Genomic DNA, 19,811 nt, shown 5'->3' on the forward strand with positions numbered 1-19,811 from the left:
CCGTTGAGCTCCCGAGAGGTCGCGCTCGTGAACCGGCGTCGAAGGAGATGGAACATGGCTGCTCGCCCCCGGCCGGCGCCGCTCGCGCCGCTGCAGAACGATCGCCCCGCAACCGGTCCGGCCCTTTTCGCCGGTGGCCCCGTGCCGATCCGCATCGGCTTCCTCGTCGCGCTGACGCTCGAATTGAGCCTGCTCGGCGCCGTCGTCGCCCTGGTCGGCGTCGTGGTCGGGGTCTGAGGGTCGAGCGGATTCCGCCTCGCACGGCGAGATAGCCCGAAACGGCCGGCGACGTGCCGTGCCCGATGCAGCGCCTTCGGCATCTCGTCCATATAGCGGCGGAGCCGGCATTCGGTCTCTGCCGCCCCGTCCATCCGGACGCCTGCTCGAGACGCGCCCCCAAGGGCATCGGCAACCCTTCGCCATCGCCGTCTGACGGCGATCATCGCCCGGCTGGACGAGTTTTCACGTCGATCGTAGTCTCCCCATGTCATAAGCTTGGTGGGGTGGCGATCATAATTAATATGCGACAATGTTTAGGAAAAATAACCGCCATTATCGAGCGCATGGTCGACTCATTTGCGCGCAGAGATAATATTTTTAAATCAAAGTATGAAAACACGGCGGTGGCATTATTAACATTTAAGCCTGATCCGCATCAAATTAAGTTCTATGAGCAGGTCGCGGCGCTCGGATACAGAGTTTTTGTTTTTGTTGATGACAATGATTTTGTTATACCGGCCTCAAAGGCGGTTCGATATATCAAGATTGACGAGGATAGATGCATTTCCCGCGGCTATATTCTGTTGAATCCTGTAATATCGAAGAACAAGAGGCCTCAGGTTAGTGCATGGGAGAAGGCGTTGTTCTTCTTCAACGTCATCGAGCCCGGATTCGATAATGTCTGGTTTCTCGAGCATGACGTTTTCATTCCGCGTGCGGATCTGATTACGGCTATTGATATCAAATATTCTGGCGATGATTTGTTGTGCGCCCGCACTGATGTAGTCAATTATGATGGAACATTAGAGGGGTGGTCTTGGTGGAAGTTCATTCCCATCGATGTTCTTCCCCTTCCCTGGGCTGCCTCGATGGTGTGTGCCGTCCGAATCAGTAGATCTCTCCTCGGTCACCTGGATGACATTATTGTTGAAAACTCGGATAGGGTAACAAAAATGGGAATTTCGAGCGAAGTCGGGGAAGGTCAGGAGAAATACCTGTTCATCGAGTATCTGTTTAACACGGTGGCCCTTCACCGTGGGCTTAGAATGGCTGCCCCGCCGGAGCTTTCGACGATCACATTTTCTCGAAGCTGGCAGCCTTCCGAGTTGGATGATGAACACCTCTATCATCCAATGAAAAATATCAGTGAACATGATAATCTGAGAACGCTCGTGAAAGGCAAGCGTAACATTGGCGTCGCGAAGGCGATGCCGTAATCTTATGATCAAGCGGCTCGCGTGTTTATATCTTCGTGTGCCGTCTCTGCGTTCCGCGAGATATGGAAATAATGCGCTGGATTGGCCTCGTATCTCAGGAACAGTCGGGCTTTTAACGGGTTAGGCGGAGCCGGCTATGATCTCAAAGGCGCTACACGTTCTAGAGTAGCGGGGAGGACGCGCGCTCCGGCGTCCCGAGGCGAGATCCCGTTCTTTGCCGAAAGGCGATAAACGCATCTCGGGCGGCGCTCACGCGACGAATGCTTCCTGTGGCCGCGGGACTGCCGTCGACCGCTTCGAGGGCGGTGCAGGACGCCGCTCCCGCCCTTGACTCGCCCGGCCCGCCCCCCTTATATCGCCGCCACCCTGCCGCTCCGCGCGGCGGAGGGCGATTAGCTCAGCGGGAGAGCACTCCCTTCACACGGGAGGGGTCACAGGTTCAATCCCTGTATCGCCCACCATTTTCTGAAAGGCTGTTTGACGGAGTGCCGTAGTCGGCATGCGTCGTGCGATCCGGTTCATCGGAACTCGTGCGTCGTTTCCTCGATGCGGGCCTTGGTCGATCGCGGCCGCCGCCGGACGATGTGACCTGTCTGCGCGCGAGCCCTTCGGCAGCGCCGGCGCACTCTTGGAACCCTCTGAGGGCGGTATCCGGTCCGGCCTCTCGGCCGGCCGCATCACGGGCGGCGATGCGCCGCTCCGTCAGGTCCGCGTGTAGGCGTATGGCCCGCCGGCGTCGAGGGCGCGGCGGTAGGCCGGGCGCGCCTGCACCTTCTCGAGCCAGGCGAGCATGTGCGGGCGGCGCGAATCGAGCCCGCCGCGATCGCGGGCCACTTCGATCGGGAAGCTCATCATGACGTCCGCTGCCGTGATGGCGTCGCCCGCGAACCAGGCCTGCCGCGCCAAATGCGATTCGATGAAGTCGAGATGCACATCGATCATCGGCTGGATCCGCCGGATCGCCACCCGGCCGAGAACCGGCACCTGGGCGAGCACCAGCTTGACGAGCAGAGGCGGCATCACCGAGCCCTCGGCATAGTGGAGGAACATCCGGTAGGCGAGCGCCAGTGCCCGGTCATCGGGTGGTCCGAAGCGACCGCCTGTGCGCTCGACCAGATATTCGACGATCGCCCCGCTCTCGACCAGAACGGCGCCGTCGATCTCGAGCGCGGGCGCCTTGCCGAGCGGATGGATCCGGGCGAGCGCAGGGGGCGCGAACCGGGTCTTCGGATCCCGCGCGTAGCGTTCGATCCGATAGGGCAGTTCCAGCTCCTCGAGCAGCCAGAGCACACGCTGCGAACGGGAGTTGTCGAGATGGTGGAGGACGATCATGGGTCAGCCTTGCTCAGCGCGACGTATCGTGTTTACAACGTAAACATAGGGCGGAAAGTTTACGGTGTAAACAGGCGATGGCCGAATCCGGCGGTTTGCGCGCAAGGCTGGTGCAGGAAGCGATCGAGATGGTGGCGGCGGGCGGGGGCGAGCCGAGTCTGCGCGACCTCGCGAAGCGTCTGGGCGTCTCGCCAATGGCCTCCTATCGCCATTTTCCGAACAAGGCCGCCCTCATGGAGGCCGTCACGGAGGCGGGCTTCTGCCGGCTCCATGCGCGGCTCGAGGAGGCCGATGCGAGCGGCGACGACGACGAAAGGCTGCTCGCCCAAGGTATCGCCTACGTCACCTTCGCGATCGACCATTCCAGTCTGTTCCGGCTGATGTTCAGCGGACATCCGGCCGAGGCCGGCGACGGGTCGGCGCGCGGCGCGGCCTATGGCGTGCTGCAGAGGCGGATCGCGCAGAGCCTCGCCGAGGCCGGCCCGCACGCCGCTCTCGCCTGCTGGGCGCTCGTCCATGGGCTGGCCGTGCTCCACCTCGACGCCGGAATGGTCTTCGACCGGGAACGGGTCGCCGCGACCCTTGAGGTCTTCCTCCGCCGCTCGGCCGAGCGGTCTCGGCGCTCCCAAGAAGGGCCGTGCGGGCCGGACGCGGCGCCTGCAGGTGCGGGCGGACCGTGAAACCTCGGCAACCGCTCGTGGGGTGAGGAACCCGCTCGCCCCGGCGCCGTTATCCGCCGATCGAGGAGGGAGGCCGCCATGAACAGCTTCGACAGCGACAGCGCCGGGCGCGAGCACGAATTCGTCTATGGCGACGCCTCGCTCTATGGTCGCGAGGCCCATGTGCCCGAGGCGGACGGCGCGATCGATTACGATCCGGTGCTCGTTCTCCCTGCCGGTCTCGCCCGGCTCGACCGGCTGCCGGCTGCGCGCCGCTCGGCGCGGCGCTGAGGCGTTCGGGTCGCCCGCCCTTCTTCCTTTTTGCCTCTCCTGCTTGGACTCGACGGATGATCGCGCGGGCGGACGGGGCCGCGCTCGCGGCTCAGAACCGTCCGAACGAAGCCGACGAGCAGCCGATCCCGGCGGCGATGCACAGCTCGACCTGGGTCGAGCGAGCGCCGCCGAAGCCGCGCGGCGGGGCCGACTGGACGAGTTCGGCGAGGCCGATGCCGACGAGCGTGGCGAACAGCGTGACGAGGAAGAAGGAGCGATTGGCCATGACGCGCAACTCCGATCGGCCGATGATGGACGTCAGCCTCACCCCCCGCGACTGAACCCGCCCTGAAGCCTTCGTTCAGCTAGCGTTCGGATTGCTTACCGAGTGCTTAATCTTCCAGAGGATTCACCGTAACGGTCCGGTCGGCGCCGCGGACGCGCAGCGTCCCGCCGGTCGGCCCTTTCGGGACAGGCGCCTGAGTGTCGGGGCAGGGGAGCGCGATGGCGGCGAGCCGAGGCAGGGAGCGGGACGGCGGGGGCGTTGCGACGCTCCGCATCCCGTCGTCGACCGAATTCTTCGTCGGCGCCGGCCGCGCCTTCGCCGGGGCGCTCCTCTTCAGCCTGCCGATGCTGATGACGATGGAGTTCTGGCAGCTCGGCTTCACGATCGATCCCTTTCGCCTCGCCCTTCTCCTCGCCATCGGCGTGCCGCTCCTCGTGCGCCTGTCGCGCTATGGCGGTATCCGCCATACGGTCCGGCTGCAGGACGATGTCGCCGATGTCTTCGTCTCGCTCCTGATCGCCTTCGTAACCGCGGGGCTGCTGCTCTGGCTGTTCGGCGAGGTCGCGCCCGGCCGGCCGCTCCGCGAGGTCTGGGGCAAGGTCGCGGTGCAGGCCTTCCCCGCCGCGATCGGCGCCATGTTGGCGCTCAACCAGTTCGGCCAGGGCGATACCGACGCCGATGCCGACGCCGACCGCGGCGAGATCGAGACGCGCTATGGCGGCGAACTGTTCCTGATGGTCGTCGGCGCGCTGTTCCTTTCCTTGAACCTCGCGCCCACCGACGAAGTCGCCGTGCTCGCCTTCACGATGTCGGTCTGGCAGGAGATCGGCCTTCTCGTCCTCACCCTTCTCCTGATGCACGCCTTCGTCCACGCGGTCGAGTTCGGCGGGACCCACCGGCGCGTCGCGGGCGAAAGCGTCCTCGGGCTCTTTGCGCGTTCGACGCTCGCGGGCTATGCCGCGGTGTTCCTCGTCAGCGTCTACGTGCTCTGGACCTTCGGCCGCACCGACGGCGTCGCCCTTCATGAGGTGATCAGCATGGCGATCGTTCTGTCGTTTCCCGGCGCGGTCGGGGCCGCCTTCGCCCGGCTGATCCTCTGATGGCCGGCCGGGACAGCGAAGGGAAGCGCGACGGAAAGGCCCCGGTCGGCACCTCGCCGGTCGAATGGGCGGCGGCGGCGGCCGGCGCCGTGCTGCTCGTCGCGACGATCGCCTATCTCGTCCATTACGGGCTGACCAAGCCGGAAGGACCGCCGGTGATCCGCGTGGTCGTCGAGACCGTCGAGCCGGCGGGGGAAGGCTACCGTGTCGGCTTCACGGCGACGAATGAGGGGAACGGCACGGCGGCCGAACTGTCGATCCGCGGCGTGCTGCGCGCGGGCGGCGCCGAGATCGAGGCGAGCACCGCCCGGATCGACTTCCTCCCTCAGGAGTCGAGCCGCTCCGGCGGCCTCTTCTTCCGTCGCGATCCCCGCGCGCTGACGCTCGACCTGCGTGCGGAGGGCTATGTCGAGCCTTGAGCGGCGGGCGCCTCGCTGCCTTATGCGGCGACGCCGTGGATCGCGCAGAGGCCGCGCATTCGCGCGGCGGCCCGGTCCGCGTCGGCCAGCAGGCCGGCTTCGGCGGCGAGGCGGAAGACCTCGGCATAATGCGCGATGCCGCGCCCTGCCTGCATGCCGCCGACCATCGTGAAATGATCCTGGAAGCCATTCAGCCAGGCGAGGAAGACGACGCCGGCCTTGTAGTATTGCGTCGGCGCCTCGAAGATCGCGCGCGACAGCGGCACGGTCGGGCCGAGGATCGCATGGAAAGCGTCGAGATCGCCCTCGCCGAGCCGGGTCAACGCCGCCGCAGCCGCCGGGGCGATCGGATCGAAAATGCCGAGCAGCGCGTGGCTGTGGCCGAGCGCGTCGCCGGCGATCAGCTCGGCATAGTTGAAATCGTCGCCGGTGAACATCATCACGCCGGCGGGCAGGCGGCGGCGGAGCGCCACCTCCTTGTCCGCGTCGAGCAGCGAGATCTTGATGCCCTCGACCTTCGCCGCATGGCGGCCGATCAGGTCGACGACGGTGTCGAGCGTGTCCTCGAACCGGTCGGAGCCCCAGTAGCCGGCGAGGGCCGGATCGAACATCGCGCCGAGCCAGTGGAGGATCACCGGCCGCGCGGCCTGTGACAGGATCCGGTCGTAGACCGCGGCATAGTCCTCGGCCGAACGGGCGAGGCGGGCGAGCGCCCGGCTCGCCATCAGGATCGCCTTGCCGCCCTCGCCCTCGACGAAGCCGAGCTGCTCCTCATAGGCCGCGACGACATCGTCGAGCGAACGGGCGGCGGCCGGATCGAGATGATCGGTGCCCGCGCCCGAGGCGAGATCGGCCCCCGCAATCGTCCGCGCCTCGGCGATCGACCGGCGGATCAGCTCCTGCGCCGAGCCCCAGTCGAAGCCCATGCCGCGCTGCGAGGTGTCCATCGCCTCGGCGATCTTGAGCCCGAGCGACCAGAGATGACGGCGGAAGGCCATCGTCGCGTCCCAGTCGACCGCGGCCCGGCCGAAGGGATCGTCCTGGCGCAGCGGATCGGCGACGACATGGGCGGCGGCATAGGCGACGCGGGAAAAGCGGGCCGGATCGATCGCGCCGAAATCCCGCCGCTCCGGCATCGTGAAGGGTGCGAGACCGCCCGCGCGGGTCGGCAGAACGAGACGGATCGACATCGGACATCCTCCCCGAAGATTTGGAACGTTCCAATATCCCTCTTCCCGGCGATTCACAAGCGGCGGAAACGCGCCCCGGAACCTCTTGACGCTCGCGCCGGGAAGGCCTATCCGAATTGGAACGTTCCAAACTTGGCCGAAAGAAGCCGATGTCCCTGGGAGAGATGCCGAATGCGGGAGGCGGGTCGTCGCGGGTCACCGTGATCGACATCGCGCGCCATGCCGGCGTCTCGAAATCGACCGTCTCGCTGGTTCTGCAGGGCTCGCCGCTCGTCAAGGCCGAGACCCGCGAACGGGTGCTCTCGTCGATCGAGGCGCTCGGCTATGTCTACAACCGCGGCGCCGCCAATCTCAGGAGCGCCCGTTCGAACATCGTCGGCATGGTGATCAACGATCTCGCCAACCCCTTCTTCGCCGAGCTCGCGGTCGGCATCGAGCGGGTGTTCCAGACCGCCGGCTACATCCCCTTCATCGCCAACACCACCGAGAGCCCGACGCGGCAGGGCGAAGTTCTGCGCTCGATGAGCGAGCACGACATTGCCGGCCTGATCATCTGCCCGGCGCGCGGCACGCGGGCGGCGGAGATCGAGAGCTTCGCGAGCCGCGGCTTCCCGATCCTGCTCGCCATGCGCCGGCTCGCCGGCCTGCGGGTGTCGTCGGTCGCGCCGGACAATTTCCGCGGCGCCCGCCGGGCGACCGAGCATCTGATCGGCCTCGGTCACCGCCGCATCGCCTTCTTCGGCGGCTATGCCGACATGAGCGCGCAGGCGGAGCGCTCCGGCGGCTATCTCGCCGCGCTCGACGCGGCTGGGATCGTTCCTGACCGGGCGCTGATCGTCGAGGGGCCGCCGAACCGCGAGGGCGGCCTCGCCGCGATCGATCGCGTGCTCGACATGGCCGAGCCGCCGAGCGCCGCGCTCTGTTTCAACGATGTGGTCGCCTTCGGCGTGCTCGACGGGCTGGAGCGCCGGCGGCTCGCCGCCGGCCGCGATTTCGGCCTCGTCGGCTTCGACGATGTGCGCGAGGCGCGCCACACCAATCCCGCGCTCACCACCGTGCATGTCGACACGCTGGCGCTCGGCGAGCGGGCCGCCCATGCGGTGCTGCGGATGATCCATGGCGACACGCGGCCGGAGGAGCACATCGGCGAGGTCCAGCTCGTCGTGCGCGAGAGCTGCGGGGCGAAAGAGGTGAGGAGACCGTCGTGACGAGCATCAACTGGGCCCTGATCGGGGCGTCCAACATCGCCCGCGAGTTCGTCATCGGGGCGATCCGCGACAATGGCGGCACGGTATCGTGGGTGATGAGTTCGAATGCCGAGCGGGCGCGCGCCTATGCCGACGCGAACGGCATCGAGAAGGCGACCACCGATCTCGACGCGCTGCTCGCCGATCCGGCGGTCGACGCGGTCTATATCTCGACCACCAACGAGTTGCACCGCGACCAGGCGATCGCGGCGGCGAAGGCCGGCAAGCACGTGCTCTGCGAGAAGCCGCTCGCCCTGTCGCTCGGCGACGCCCATGCGATGGTCGCTGCGGGGAGGGCGGCGGGCGTCGTCTTCGCCACCAACCATCATCTGCGCAATGCCGGCGCGCATCGCGCGATGCGCCAGGCGATCAAGGACGGGCTGATCGGCCGGCCGCTCGCCGCCCGCGTCTTCCATGCCGTCTACCTGCCGGAGAGCCTGCAGGGCTGGCGGATCACCAATCCGTCGGCCGGCGGCGGCGTGGTGCTCGACATCGCCGTGCACGACGCCGACACGCTGCGCTTCGTCCTCGACGACGAGCCCGAAGCGGTCGCCGCGATCACGCAAGGAGGCGGCATGGCGTCGGCCGGGCTCGCCGACGCCGTGATGACGACGGTGCGCTTCCGCTCCGGCCTGATCGCCCAGACGCACGATGCTTTCACGGCGAAGTTTGCCGGCACCGGCTTCGAGGTGCACGGCACCGAGGGCTCTCTGATCGCACGGGACGTGATGACGCAGCGGCCGATCGGCGAGGTCGTGCTGCGCACCGCGGAAGGTGAGCGCTCGCTCGATTTCGATCGCACCGGCCTCTACGTCACCGCGCTCGCCGCCTTCCATGCTGCGATCGCCGGCGAGGGCCGTCCGGCGGCGGACGGCGAGGATGGCATCCGCTCGCTCGCCTTCGGTCTCGCCGTGCTGGCCGCGGCGGAGACCGGCCGGACCGTGCCGGTGGAGACCGGCCTGTGAGTGCCGTCGCTGGGGCGGCCGCCCTCGCCCTCTCCCGCAGGCGGGAGAGGGGGCAGCCGCTCATGTCATCAAGGGTTGGAAGTCTCTGAAATGAAGTCGAAAGTGATCTCGGCGGCCGAGGCCGCGGCGCTCATTCCGGACGGGGCGGTCGTCACCGTCTCGTCCTCGAGCGGGCTCGGCTGCCCGGATGCGGTGCTCGCCGCGATCGGCCGGCGCTTCGAGACCGAGGGCCATCCGAAGGCGATCACCACGCTCCATCCGATCGCCGCCGGCGACATGTCGGGCATCAAGGGCATCGACCACATCGCCAAGGCCGGCCTGCTCGGCAAGGTGATCGCCGGCTCCTATCCCTCCGGCCCGTCCTCGGCCGAGCCGCCACTGATCTGGCAGATGATCGGCGGCGATGAATTGCCGGCTTATAATGTTCCCTCGGGCATCCTTTTCGATATGCATCGCGAGGCGGCGGCGAAGCGGCCGGGCGTGCTGACCAAGGTCGGCCTCGACACCTTCGTCGATCCCGACCGCCAGGGCTGCGCGATGAACGCCAAGGCGGCCGCCGAGCCGATCGTCGAGAAGATCGAGTTCGACGGCGAGGAATGGCTCTATTTCCGGGCGATCGCGCCACAGGTGGCGATCCTGCGCGCCACCACGGCGGACGAGCGCGGCAACCTCACCTTCGAGCACGAGGGCGCCTTCCTCGGCAATGTCGACCAGGCGCTCGCCGTCCGCAACAATGGCGGCATCGTCATTGCGCAGGTGAAGCGCCTTGCCGAGGCCGGCACGCTGAAGCCGCACGCCGTGCACGTGCCGGGCGTGCTCGTCGATCACATCGTCGTCGCGCCGGACCAGATGCAGACGACGCAGACCGTCTACGATCCGGCGATCTCGGGCGAGATCTTCCGGCCGCTCTCCTCCTTCCGCACCCCCGCCTTCGATATCGCCAAGGTCATCGCCCGGCGTGTCGCGATGGAGCTGAAGGCCGGCTGGGCGGTCAATCTCGGCTTCGGCATATCGGCCAATGTGCCGCGCATCCTGCTCGAGGAGGGCCGGCACGGCGACGTCACCTGGGTGATCGAGCAAGGCGCGGTGGGCGGCGTGCCGCTGCTCGATTTCGCCTTCGGCTGCGCCTCGAACGCCGAGGCGATCTTCCCCTCGCCGCATCAGTTCGTCTATTTCCAGGGCGGCGGCTTCGACTGCTCGCTGCTCTCCTTCCTGCAGATCGACCGGGCCGGCTCGGTCAATGTCTCGCGCCTCGCGGCGCGGCCACACGTCACGGCGGGCGCAGGCGGTTTCGTCGACATCACGACGCGGGCGAAGAAGATCGTCTTCTCGGGCTATTTCAACGCCGGCGCCAAGCTCGCGGTCGTCGACGGCCGCGTGGTGATCGAGAAGGAAGGCAAGGTTGCGAAGCTCGTCGACGAGGTCGAGCACGTGACCTTCTCCGGCCGCAACGGCGTCGCCCGCGGCCAGGACATCACCTATGTCACCGAGCGCTGCGTGATGAAGCTGACGGCCGAGGGCGTCGTCGTCACCGAGATCGCGCCCGGCATCGATCTCGAGCGCGACGTGCTCGGCAAGGCCGCGTTCCCGCTCGGCGTCGCTTCCGATCTCGAGGTCTCCCCGGCGGCGCTCTACCATCCCGAGCCGATCGGCCTCGATCTCGGAGAAGCGGCATGAGCGCCATCGTCGATGACCCCGACGGCACCGCCCCCTCTCCCGCGCGCGGGAGAGGGCTTCGCCTCTTGGCGAGCGAAGCGAGCCTAGATGCGAAGGGTGAGGGGTTCTTCCTCGCCGGCCGCCGGAGGTGCCCTCACCCTTCCGGCCTAAGCGTCTCGGCCGCTGCGCGGCCTGCGACGCCAAGTCCGGAAGCCCTCTCCCGCGCGCGGGAGAGGGGCGGTCCGGGCGTTCCTCTCCTCGGAGAAGCGGCATGAGTGAGACCCGTATCCGTTCCGAGGTCGAGGGTGATGTCGCCATCCTGACGCTCGACCGCCCGGAGAAGCTCAACGCCCTCGATCAGGCGATGATCGCCGGCATCGAATCCTGGGTCGACGCCGTCGAGGCGAGCCGGGCCCGCGCCGCGATCATCACGGGCGCCGGCGAGAAGGCGTTCTCGGCGGGCGGCGACATCGCCGCCTGGGCGGATCTCGATCCGATCGGCTTCGCCCGCCACTGGATCCGCACCGGCCATCGCGTCTTCGATCGTCTGGCCCGGCTCCGCCAGCCGCTCGTCGCGGTGCTGAACGGCCACGCCTTCGGCGGCGGGCTCGAGCTCGCCGCGACCGCCGATTTCCTGATCCTCGAGACGCACGGCCGGATCGGCCTGCCCGAGACCGGCATCGCCATGGCGCCGGGCTGGTCGGGCACGCAGCGTCTCGTGCGCCGCTTCGGCGCCGCGGTGGTTCGTCGGATGGCGCTCGCCGGCGACATGATCGGCGCGGAGGAGGCGCTCCGCCTCGGCCTCGTGCATCAGGTCGTGCCGAAGGGCGAGGGCCTCGCCGCGGGCCGGGCGCTCGCCGCACGGATCGCCGCGCGCGGGCCGGCCGCGGTGCAGATCACCAAGCAGCTCATCAACGCCGCCGAGGGCGAGGAGCGCGACGCCGCGCTCGAGAGCCTCGCCGGCGGTCTCGTCGCCACCACGGCCGACCTTGCCGAGGGCGTCGCGAGCTTCCGCGAGAAGCGCGCGCCCCGTTTCGAGGACAAGTGACATGACGCTCCGCATCGATCCGGCGACCCTCGCCGAGACGACGGCCGGCCCCGGCCGCTACCAGCTCTTCATCGACGGCCGCTGGACGGACGGCGCCGAGGGAGTGACCGGCGAACGGACGAGCCCCGGCCACGGCGTGGTCGTCAGCCGCTATGCCTTTGCGAGCGCGTCCGACGTCGATGCCGCGGTCGGCGCGGCGCGGCGGGCCTTCGATCTCGGCCCCTGGCCGCGGATGAAGGCCTCGGAGCGCGCCGCCGTCCTCCTCAGGACCGCGGATCTCATCGCCGCCAACGCCGAGGAGATCGCCCGGCTCGACGCGCTCGAGAGCGGCAAGCCGATCCGCCAGGCGCGCGGCGAGGTCGCCGGTGCGGTCGACATCTGGCGCTACGCGGCCTCGCTCGCCCGCACGCTGCACGGCGAGAGTTACGCCAATCTCGGCGAGGACATGCTCGGCGTCGTGCTGCGCCAGCCGATCGGCGTGGTGGCGATCGTCACGCCGTGGAACTTCCCCTTCCTGATCGTCGGCCAGAAGCTGCCCTTCGCGCTCGCCGCCGGATGCACGGTGGTGATGAAGCCGAGCGAGCTCACCTCGGCCTCGACCGTGCTGCTCGTCCGCCTGCTGATGGAAGCCGGCCTGCCGGAGGGCGTCGTCAATCTCGTGATGGGCACCGGCCCGCAGGTCGGGGCGCCGATGGTGAGCCATCCCGACGTCGACATGATCTCCTTCACCGGCTCCACCCGCGTCGGCAAATGGGCGATGGAATCGGCGGCGAAGACCCTGAAGAAGGTCTCGATGGAGCTGGGCGGCAAGAACGCGCAGGTCGTGTTCCCCGACGGCGACATCGAGGCGGCGGTCGATGCGGCCCTCTTCGGCGCCTTCTTCAACGCCGGCGAATGCTGCAATGCCGGCTCGCGCCTGCTGCTCCACAGCGACATCGCCGAGGATTTCCTCGCCGCGATGGATGCCCGGCGGAAGGAGGTGGTGGTCGGCGATCCGCTCGACGAGGCGACCGATGTCGGCGCGATCATCACGCCCGACCATCTCGCGAAGATCGAGAGTGCGGTCGCCGCGGCGACCGGCGCAGGTGCGGTGTTGCGTGGCGGCAGCCGCCTCGCCTCGGCGGCAGGGCAGTATCTCGAACCGACGATCGTGTCGGGCGTGACCCCCGACATGCCGATCGCCCGCGACGAGGTGTTCGGCCCCGTCGTCTCCGTGCTCACCTTCTCGGATCTCGGCGAGGCCGTCGCGCTCGCCAATTCGACCGATTACGGCCTCTCGGCGGGCGTCTGGAGCGCCGACATCGACACCGCGCTCGGCTTCGCGCGGGCGGTGCGCACCGGCACGGTGTGGGTCAACACCTTCATGGACGGACACCCCGAACTGCCCTTCGGTGGATTCAAGCAGTCGGGCCTCGGAAGAGAGCTTGGCAAACACGCCGTAGAGGATTATTCGGAACCCAAAACAATTCAGATCCATCGCGGTCCCCGCACCTCTTGGTGGGTGAGACGGTGAGGAAACCCCGGTGTCCGAGGGGGCGCCGGCAACACATGTGGAGGACGAACATGCGTAAGCTTCTGCTCGCGACCGCGCTCCTGTCCGCGTCGGCCCTTTCGGCTGCCGCCCAGGAGTCGGTCGAAGTGCTGCACTGGTGGACGTCGGGCGGCGAAGCCGCGGCCCTCAACGTCCTGAAGAAGGACCTCGAAGGCCAGGGCGTCTCCTGGACCGACATGCCGGTCGCCGGCGGTGGTGGCGAGCAGGCCATGACCGTTCTGCGCGCCCGCGTCACCGCCGGCAATCCGCCGACCGCGGTGCAGATGCTCGGCTTCGACATCACCGACTGGGCCTCGCAGGGCGCCCTTGCGGACCTGAACGACATCGCCGCGGCCGAGGGCTGGGACAAGGTCGTCCCCGAGGCGCTGCAGAAGTTCTCGAAGTATGACGGCAAGTGGGTCGCCGCCCCGGTCAACGTCCACTCGACCAACTGGGTCTGGGCGAACAAGAAGATCTTCGACGAACTCGGCATCGCCCAGCCGACCAGCTGGGACGAGCTGGTCGCCGCGCTCGACAAGATCAAGGCCGCCGGCTACACCGCCGTCGCCCATGGCGGCCAGCCCTGGCAGGACGCGACGATTTTCGACGCGATCGTGCTCTCCTTCGGCGGCGACTTCTACAAGAAGGCGCTGATCGACCTCGACCCCGAGGCGCTCGGCTCCGACACGATGAAGCAGGCGTTCGACCGCCTCGCCAAGATCCGCACCTATGTCGACGACAACTTCTCGGGCCGCGACTGGAACCTCGCCTCGGCGATGGTGATCCAGGACAAGGCCGGCGTGCAGTTCATGGGCGACTGGGCGAAGGGCGAGTTCCTCAACGCCGGCAAGAAGCCCGGCCAGGACTTCCTGTGCTTCCGCTTCCCCGGCACGCAGGGCTCGGTCACCTTCAACTCGGACCAGTTCGCGCTGTTCAAGGTCGGTGAGGCCCAGCGTTCGGCGCAGGAGAAGCTCGCCAAGGCGATCATGAACCCGACCTTCCAGTCGGCCTTCAACGTCGTCAAGGGTTCGGTCCCCGCGCGCACCGACGTTCCCGACACCGCTTTCGACGATTGCGGCAAGAAGGGCATCAAGGACCTCGCCGAGGCCTCGGCCTCCGGCCATCTCTACGGCTCGATGGCGCACGGCCATGCCGAGCCGGCCGCGATCAAGAACGCGATCTACGACGTCGTGACGGCGGCCTTCAACGGCCAGTACGACTCGGCGGCCGCGGTCAAGGAGCTCGTCTCCGCGGTCGAAGCGGCGAAGTGAGCCGCACGGGGTCCCGGCCAGGGACCCGCTTTCTCTCCGTCCCGCCGGTCGACCGGCGGGACGGGATGCTACCATCCACAGTCATCGAGGGGAGGGACGGGCCGATGGCGATCGCCGCCGACCGGGGCCACGTGCATAGTCCGGAACGATCCGGCGCGATGGAGCGCCTGCAGGGCCTGTTGCCGAAGATCGTGCTGGCGCCGAGCTTCGCCGCCATTGTCGTCTTCGTCTACGGCTTCATCCTCTTCACGGGCTATCTGTCCTTCACCAATTCGCGCATCCTGCCGAACTTCGATCTGGTCGGCCTCGCCAATTACACGCGCCTGTTCGGTCAGCCGAACTGGTGGCTGGCGCTGAAGAACCTCGCCATCTTCGGCTCGCTCTACATCGTCATCTGCTCGGTGATCGGGCTCGGCCTCGCTATCCTGCTCGACCAGAAGATCCGCGGCGAGGGCCTGCTGCGGCCGATCTATCTCTATCCGATGGCGCTCTCCTTCATCGTCACCGGCACGGCCTGGAAGTGGTTTCTCGATCCCGGCATCGGCGTGGAGACGATCGTCCGGTCCTGGGGCTTCACCACCTTCACCTTCAACTGGATCAAGGACTCGCAGATGGCGATCTATACGGTCGTCATCGCCGCGGTCTGGCAGTCCTCCGGCTTCGTCATGGCGATGTTCCTCGCCGGCCTGCGCGGCATCGACAACGAGATGATCAAGGCGGCGCAGATCGACGGCGCGTCGAATTTCAATCTCTACCGCCGGATCATCATCCCGCAGCTCCGGCCCGCCTTCCTCTCCGCCTTCGTGGTGCTCGCCCATCTCGCGATCAAGTCCTACGACCTCGTCATCGCGCTGACCAATGGCGGACCCGGCCGGGCGACCGAGCTGCCGGCGACCTTCATGTATTCCTACACCTTCACCCGCAATCAGATGGGTGTCGGCGCCGCCTCCGCGGTGATCATGCTCATCATGATCGCCTCGGTGATCATCCCCTACATCTACGCCGAAGTCCGCGGAGGTCAGTCGAATGGCCGCTAGTTCGCCCGATACCGCGGTCCGCACCGGGCGCGTGACGCGCGCCGTGATCTATACGGCGCTGATCGTCTTCGCCTTCTACTATCTGCTGCCGCTCTATGTGATGCTCGTCAACTCGGTGAAGCCGCTCGCCGAGATCCAGGGCGGCGCGATGCTCGCTCTGCCGCAGGCCTTCACGCTCGCGCCGTGGCAGAGCGCCTGGTCGACGGCGCAGATCGGCGTCAGCCCGACCGGCCTGAGCCCCTATTTCATCAACTCGATCGTCATGGTCATCCCGGCGGTGGCGATCTCGACCATTCTCGGCGCGCTGAACGGCTATGTGCTGACCAAATGGCGCTTCCCGGGCTCGACGGTCGTCTTCGCGATGATGCTCCTCGCCTGCTTCATCCCGTTCCAGATCGTGCTGATCCCGATGGCGCGCATCCTCGGCCTGCTCGGCCTCGCCGGCACGACCTCCGGACTCGTGCTCGTCCACGTCGTCTACGGCCTCGGCTTCACGACGCTGTTCTTCCGCAACTATTACGAGGCCTTCCCGACCGAGCTGGTCAAGGCGGCGCAGATCGACGGCGCCGGCTTCTTCGGCATCTTCCGCCGCATCCTGCTGCCCTCGTCGGGGCCGATCATCGTCGTCACGGTGATCTGGCAGTTCACCAATGTGTGGAACGACTTTCTGTTCGGCGCCTCGTTCTCGAGCGCCGATTCCCAGCCGATGACGGTGGCGCTCAACAACCTCGTCTCGTCGTCGACCGGCGTGAAGGAATACAACGTGCATTTCGCGGGCGCGATCATGGCCGCCCTTCCCACTCTCATCGTCTATATCGTCTCGGGCCGCTATTTCGTGCGCGGCCTGATGGCGGGCGCAGTGAAGGGCTGAACCCATGGCGTTCCTGGAAATCGATCATCTGGTGAAGCGCTTCGGCTCGACCGAGGTGCTGAAGGGCATCGACATCTCGGTCGACGAAGGCGCTTTCCTCGTGCTCGTCGGCCCGTCGGGCTGCGGCAAGTCCACCCTCCTGTCGATGATCGCCGGTCTCGACACGATCACCTCCGGCGAGGTGCGGATCGGCGGGCGGCGGGTCAACGAGCTGCATCCCTCGAAACGGGACATCGCCATGGTGTTCCAGTCCTATGCGCTCTATCCGAACATGACGGTGGCGGAGAACATCGCCTTCGGTCTCGAAATGCGCGGCGTGGCGAAGTCGGAGCGCGAAGCGGCGGTCGCCCGCGTCTCGGAGATGCTGCAGATCGGCCATCTCCTGAAGCGCAAGCCCAGCCAGCTTTCGGGCGGCCAGCGCCAGCGCGTCGCAATGGGCCGGGCGCTCGTCCGCGACCCGCAGGTCTTTCTGTTCGACGAGCCGCTGTCGAACCTCGACGCCAAGCTGCGCGTCGACATGCGCACCGAGATCAAGCGCCTGCACGAGCGGATGGGCACGACGATCGTCTATGTGACGCACGACCAGATCGAGGCGATGACGCTCGCCACCCAGATCGCCGTGCTGCGCGACGGCGTGCTGCAGCAGTTCGGCACGCCGGCCGAGATCTACAACAATCCGGTCAACGTCTTCGTCGCCGATTTCATGGGCTCGCCCTCGATGAATCTCGTGCCGGCGAAGGTGCGGGAGGAGAACGGCCGCACCGTCGTCGCGCTCGCCCGCACCGGCGAGGCCGAGCTGACGCTCGATACCGGCGCGGCGGCGCAGAAGCTCGCCGGTCAGATCGGCCGCGAGGTGCTGCTCGGCGTGCGGCCGGAGGCGATCACCGATGCCGACGGCGCCGACCGCAACGCCCGCACCGTCGTCGACGCGGAGTGCCATGTCGATGTCGTCGAGCCCGCCGGCTCGGACACCTTCGTCGTCACCTCGCTCGGCGGCAAGCACGTCATCGCCCGCATGCGCTCGGACGCCGCAGTGCGCGCCAAGGAACGGGCACGTTTCGCCTTCAACATGGACAAGGCGGTCTATTTCGACCCCGCCACCGAGAAGCGCGTCGCCTGAGGCGGCGCGGCCCTCCGGCCGCGTCCCTCTTCACTTTGGAACGTTCCAATGCAGTCCAGCCCCGACATCGTGATCATCGGCTCCGGCATGGGCGGCGCCAGCCTCGCCGCGGGCCTGGCCGGCTCCGGCGCCCGGATCACCATTCTCGAAAAGGGCCGGCAGCTCCCCGACACGCCGGAATGCCGCGACCCGCGCGCCATCTTCCAGCGCGGCCATTTCCGCCCGAAGGAGGTCTGGTACGATGCCGCCGACGGGTCCGCCTTCAATCCGGGCAATTACTACTATGTCGGCGGCAACTCGAAATTCTATGGCGCGGTGCTGATCCGCTACCGCGCCGAGGATTTCGAGGTGCTCGAACACCGCGATGGCGTGTCGCCGGCCTGGCCCTATCGCTATGCCGAACTCGAGCCGCATTACACCCGGGCGGAACGCCTCTACCGGGTGCGCGGCTCGCTCGGCCAGGATCCGACCGAACCGCGCCATTCCGCCGGTTATCCGTTCCCGGCGGTGCGCGACGAGCTCGCGATCGCCGAGGTGCGGGCGCGGCTGAAGGTCGAGGGGCTGCATCCCTCCGACCTGCCGCTCGGCGTCGATGCCGAGGCGTGGCTGAAGCGGGCGAAGACGCCCTGGGACGCTTTCCCCGACAGCCGCTCGGGCAAGATGGACGCGGAAACCTGCGGCCTCGACACGGCGCTGCGCGATCCGAACGTGACGCTCGAGACCGAGGCCGAGGTGCTGCGCCTCGTCGCGGGGTCGGACGGCCGTATCGCCCGCATCGTCTATCGCCATCGCGGCGAGGAGAAGACGCTGTCGCCCAAGATCGTCGTGCTCTCGGCGGGCGCGGTGAAATCGGCGGCCCTCCTCCTCGCCTCGAAGGACGAGCGGCATCCGACCGGCCTCGCCAACCGCTCGGACGTGGTCGGCCGCTATTTCATGAATCACAACACGACGGCGGTGATCGCCATCGACCCGCTCTTCCGCAACACGGCGATCCATCAGAAGACCTTCGGCTTCAACGACTTCTACTTCTCGGACGGGGCCGGCGGGCCGCCGCTGGGCAATGTCCAGCTGCTCGGCCGGGTCTCCGGCGCGATCCTGAAGGCGCAGATCCGATGGGCGCCGACCCTCGCCCTCGACATGATGGCGAGCCGGGCCGTCGACTTTCTCGCGATGAGCGAGGATCTGCCGGATGCCGAGAGCCGTGTGCGGGTCGACGGCGACAAGGTCGTGCTGCAGTGGAAGCGCTCGAACATGGCCGCGCACGACCGTCTGGTCGCGGTGATGAAGGAGAAGTTCCGCGCCGCCGGCTTCCCGATCGTGGTCTCCAAGCCGTTCGACCGCCGCACGCCCTCGCATCAGTGCGGCACCGTCCGCTTCGGCACCGATCCGAGCGCGTCGGCGCTCGATCCCTATTGCCGGGCGCACGATCACGCCAATCTCTTCGTCGTCGACGCCTCCTTCATGCCGTCCTCGGCGGCGGTCAATCCGGCCCTCACCATCGCCGCACAGGCGCTGCGCACCGCCGATCACATGATCGCCACAGGGTTCGCGGCATGAGCATGGGAGACAGGCCGGTCGCCCTCGTCACCGGTGCGGCGCGCGGCATCGGCCTCGCGATCGCCGCCGCACTCGGCGCTGCGGGCTATGATCTGGTGCTCGCCGACCGCGCCGCCCCCGAGGATCTCGTCCCCGCCGAGGCGCGGGTGCGGGCGACCGGGGCACGGACCTTCGGCGCCCGCTTCGACCTTGCCGCGCTCGACGAGCACGGGCCGATGCTCGCGGCCGCCGCTTCGGCGCTCGGGCCGATCGACCTCCTCGTCAACAATGCCGGCATGGGCGCGGTCGAGCGCGGCGACCTGCTCGCCCTCAAGCCCGAAAACTTCGACCGCATCATCGACGTCAATCTGCGCGGCACGCTCTTCCTCACCCAGCAGGTCGTCGCCGGCATGCTCGCCACCGCATCGCCGCATCGCCGTGCGGTGATCACCGTCACCTCGGTCTCGGCGGCGCTCGCCTCGCCCGAACGGGCGGATTACTGCATCTCGAAGGCCGGCCTGTCGATGTTCGTGCAGAATCTCGCGCTCCGGCTCGCCGACACCGGCATCGGCGTCTACGAACTGCGCCCCGGTATCATCCGCACCGAGATGACGGCGGGCGTCGCGGCGAAATACGACCGGCGGATCGCCGAGGGCCTCGTGCCCGCCGGCCGCTGGGGGGAGCCGGACGACATCGCGCGCGCCGCGGTCGGCCTCGCGACGGGCGCGTTCGGCTTCGCGACCGGGGCGGTGCTCGCGCTCGACGGGGGGCTTTCGCTTGGCCGCCTCTAGCTTTTTTCGGACCTCGAATTTGGAACGTTCCAAAAGGCGCGAC

20 protein-coding genes and 1 tRNA gene are annotated in these 19,811 nt (G+C 67.6%); 18 read left to right on the top strand and 3 right to left on the bottom strand.

Translation table 11 applies throughout. The features are described 5' to 3' along the window. The first annotated feature begins 54 nt into the window (after positions 1 to 54). The 3 genes from GGQ63_RS11515 to GGQ63_RS11525 all read left to right on the top strand — a co-directional run bounded on the left by GGQ63_RS11515 (position 55) and on the right by GGQ63_RS11525 (position 1,897). Positions 55 to 237 carry a hypothetical protein gene (locus GGQ63_RS11515; RefSeq protein WP_183855908.1) on the top strand — a complete coding sequence of 61 codons (183 nt, stop codon included), beginning with the start codon at positions 55 to 57 and terminating at the stop codon, positions 235 to 237. A gap of 65 nt (positions 238 to 302) precedes the next feature. Beyond that, complete coding sequence (locus tag GGQ63_RS11520) at positions 303 to 1,436, top strand: hypothetical protein (protein ID WP_183855910.1); 1,134 nt, start codon at positions 303 to 305, stop codon at positions 1,434 to 1,436. 386 nt (positions 1,437 to 1,822) lie between these two features. After that, positions 1,823 to 1,897 (top strand) — tRNA-Val (locus GGQ63_RS11525). A 241-nt stretch (positions 1,898 to 2,138) separates the two neighbouring features. On the opposite strand, the gene GGQ63_RS11530 is transcribed toward GGQ63_RS11525, so the two are convergent. Next, positions 2,139 to 2,768 (bottom strand): glutathione S-transferase family protein, encoded by a 630-nt coding sequence (locus tag GGQ63_RS11530; RefSeq protein WP_183855912.1) that lies wholly within the window; start codon positions 2,766 to 2,768, stop codon positions 2,139 to 2,141. 77 nt (positions 2,769 to 2,845) lie between these two features. Here GGQ63_RS11530 and GGQ63_RS11535 point away from each other — a divergent pair, with 77 nt between their 5' ends. Both GGQ63_RS11535 and GGQ63_RS11540 read left to right on the top strand, forming a co-directional pair. Further along, positions 2,846 to 3,448 carry a TetR/AcrR family transcriptional regulator gene (locus tag GGQ63_RS11535; protein ID WP_183855914.1) on the top strand — a complete coding sequence of 201 codons (603 nt, stop codon included), beginning with the start codon at positions 2,846 to 2,848 and terminating at the stop codon, positions 3,446 to 3,448. Between the two features lie 78 nt (positions 3,449 to 3,526). Next, complete coding sequence (locus tag GGQ63_RS11540; protein WP_183855916.1) at positions 3,527 to 3,718, top strand: hypothetical protein; 192 nt, start codon at positions 3,527 to 3,529, stop codon at positions 3,716 to 3,718. A gap of 91 nt (positions 3,719 to 3,809) precedes the next feature. Here the strand turns inward: GGQ63_RS11540 and GGQ63_RS11545 are convergent, their stop codons facing one another. Beyond that, positions 3,810 to 3,986 (bottom strand): hypothetical protein, encoded by a 177-nt coding sequence (locus GGQ63_RS11545; RefSeq protein ID WP_183855918.1) that lies wholly within the window; start codon positions 3,984 to 3,986, stop codon positions 3,810 to 3,812. Between the two features lie 218 nt (positions 3,987 to 4,204). Here GGQ63_RS11545 and GGQ63_RS11550 point away from each other — a divergent pair, with 218 nt between their 5' ends. Next, the gene (locus GGQ63_RS11550) at positions 4,205 to 5,086 is read left to right on the top strand and encodes a TIGR02587 family membrane protein (protein WP_183855921.1); all 882 of its coding nucleotides are present in this window, start codon (positions 4,205 to 4,207) and stop codon (positions 5,084 to 5,086) included. Continuing rightward, complete coding sequence (locus GGQ63_RS11555) at positions 5,086 to 5,505, top strand: hypothetical protein (protein ID WP_183855923.1); 420 nt, start codon at positions 5,086 to 5,088, stop codon at positions 5,503 to 5,505. Before GGQ63_RS11550 ends, GGQ63_RS11555 begins: the two co-directional genes overlap by 1 nt. 20 nt (positions 5,506 to 5,525) lie before the next feature. On the opposite strand, the gene GGQ63_RS11560 is transcribed toward GGQ63_RS11555, so the two are convergent. Further along, complete coding sequence (locus GGQ63_RS11560; RefSeq protein ID WP_183855925.1) at positions 5,526 to 6,695, bottom strand: dihydrodipicolinate synthase family protein; 1,170 nt, start codon at positions 6,693 to 6,695, stop codon at positions 5,526 to 5,528. Positions 6,696 to 6,844: 149 nt separating this feature from the next. On the opposite strand from GGQ63_RS11560, the gene GGQ63_RS11565 reads away from it, so the two are divergent. From GGQ63_RS11565 to GGQ63_RS11615, 11 genes are all read left to right on the top strand, one after another. Continuing rightward, positions 6,845 to 7,903, top strand: coding sequence for a LacI family DNA-binding transcriptional regulator (locus GGQ63_RS11565; protein ID WP_246429737.1), 1,059 nt, complete (start codon positions 6,845 to 6,847; stop codon positions 7,901 to 7,903). Positions 7,904 to 7,908: 5 nt separating this feature from the next. After that, a complete protein-coding gene (locus GGQ63_RS11570) occupies positions 7,909 to 8,907 on the top strand; it encodes a Gfo/Idh/MocA family protein (protein WP_343061138.1) in 999 nt (332 codons plus the stop codon). 90 nt (positions 8,908 to 8,997) lie between these two features. After that, positions 8,998 to 10,584 carry an acyl CoA:acetate/3-ketoacid CoA transferase gene (locus GGQ63_RS11575; protein WP_183855930.1) on the top strand — a complete coding sequence of 529 codons (1,587 nt, stop codon included), beginning with the start codon at positions 8,998 to 9,000 and terminating at the stop codon, positions 10,582 to 10,584. A 250-nt stretch (positions 10,585 to 10,834) separates the two neighbouring features. Then, positions 10,835 to 11,611 carry an enoyl-CoA hydratase/isomerase family protein gene (locus GGQ63_RS11580; RefSeq protein WP_183855932.1) on the top strand — a complete coding sequence of 259 codons (777 nt, stop codon included), beginning with the start codon at positions 10,835 to 10,837 and terminating at the stop codon, positions 11,609 to 11,611. 1 nt (position 11,612) lies between these two features. After that, positions 11,613 to 13,124, top strand: a complete 1,512-nt coding sequence (locus GGQ63_RS11585) for an aldehyde dehydrogenase family protein (protein ID WP_183855933.1) — start codon at positions 11,613 to 11,615, stop codon at positions 13,122 to 13,124. 50 nt (positions 13,125 to 13,174) lie between these two features. Continuing rightward, positions 13,175 to 14,413: an ABC transporter substrate-binding protein gene (locus tag GGQ63_RS11590; RefSeq protein WP_183855935.1), complete on the top strand. Its 1,239-nt coding sequence runs from the start codon at positions 13,175 to 13,177 to the stop codon at positions 14,411 to 14,413. 104 nt (positions 14,414 to 14,517) lie between these two features. After that, positions 14,518 to 15,450, top strand: a complete 933-nt coding sequence (locus GGQ63_RS11595; protein WP_183855937.1) for a carbohydrate ABC transporter permease — start codon at positions 14,518 to 14,520, stop codon at positions 15,448 to 15,450. After that, positions 15,440 to 16,321: a carbohydrate ABC transporter permease gene (locus GGQ63_RS11600; RefSeq protein WP_183855939.1), complete on the top strand. Its 882-nt coding sequence runs from the start codon at positions 15,440 to 15,442 to the stop codon at positions 16,319 to 16,321. Before GGQ63_RS11595 ends, GGQ63_RS11600 begins: the two co-directional genes overlap by 11 nt. 4 nt (positions 16,322 to 16,325) lie before the next feature. Next, complete coding sequence (locus tag GGQ63_RS11605) at positions 16,326 to 17,441, top strand: ABC transporter ATP-binding protein (protein ID WP_183855941.1); 1,116 nt, start codon at positions 16,326 to 16,328, stop codon at positions 17,439 to 17,441. A 48-nt stretch (positions 17,442 to 17,489) separates the two neighbouring features. Beyond that, positions 17,490 to 18,998 carry a GMC oxidoreductase gene (locus GGQ63_RS11610; protein ID WP_183855943.1) on the top strand — a complete coding sequence of 503 codons (1,509 nt, stop codon included), beginning with the start codon at positions 17,490 to 17,492 and terminating at the stop codon, positions 18,996 to 18,998. Beyond that, entirely contained in the window at positions 18,995 to 19,768 is a 774-nt protein-coding gene (locus tag GGQ63_RS11615) for a 3-ketoacyl-ACP reductase (RefSeq protein WP_183855945.1), read from the top strand. The genes GGQ63_RS11610 and GGQ63_RS11615 overlap by 4 nt, the downstream gene beginning before the upstream one ends. Positions 19,769 to 19,811 lie beyond the last annotated feature (43 nt).

This window comes from Prosthecomicrobium pneumaticum (assembly GCF_014199915.1).
In the GTDB taxonomy this organism is placed as follows: domain Bacteria; phylum Pseudomonadota; class Alphaproteobacteria; order Rhizobiales; family Kaistiaceae; genus Prosthecomicrobium; species Prosthecomicrobium pneumaticum.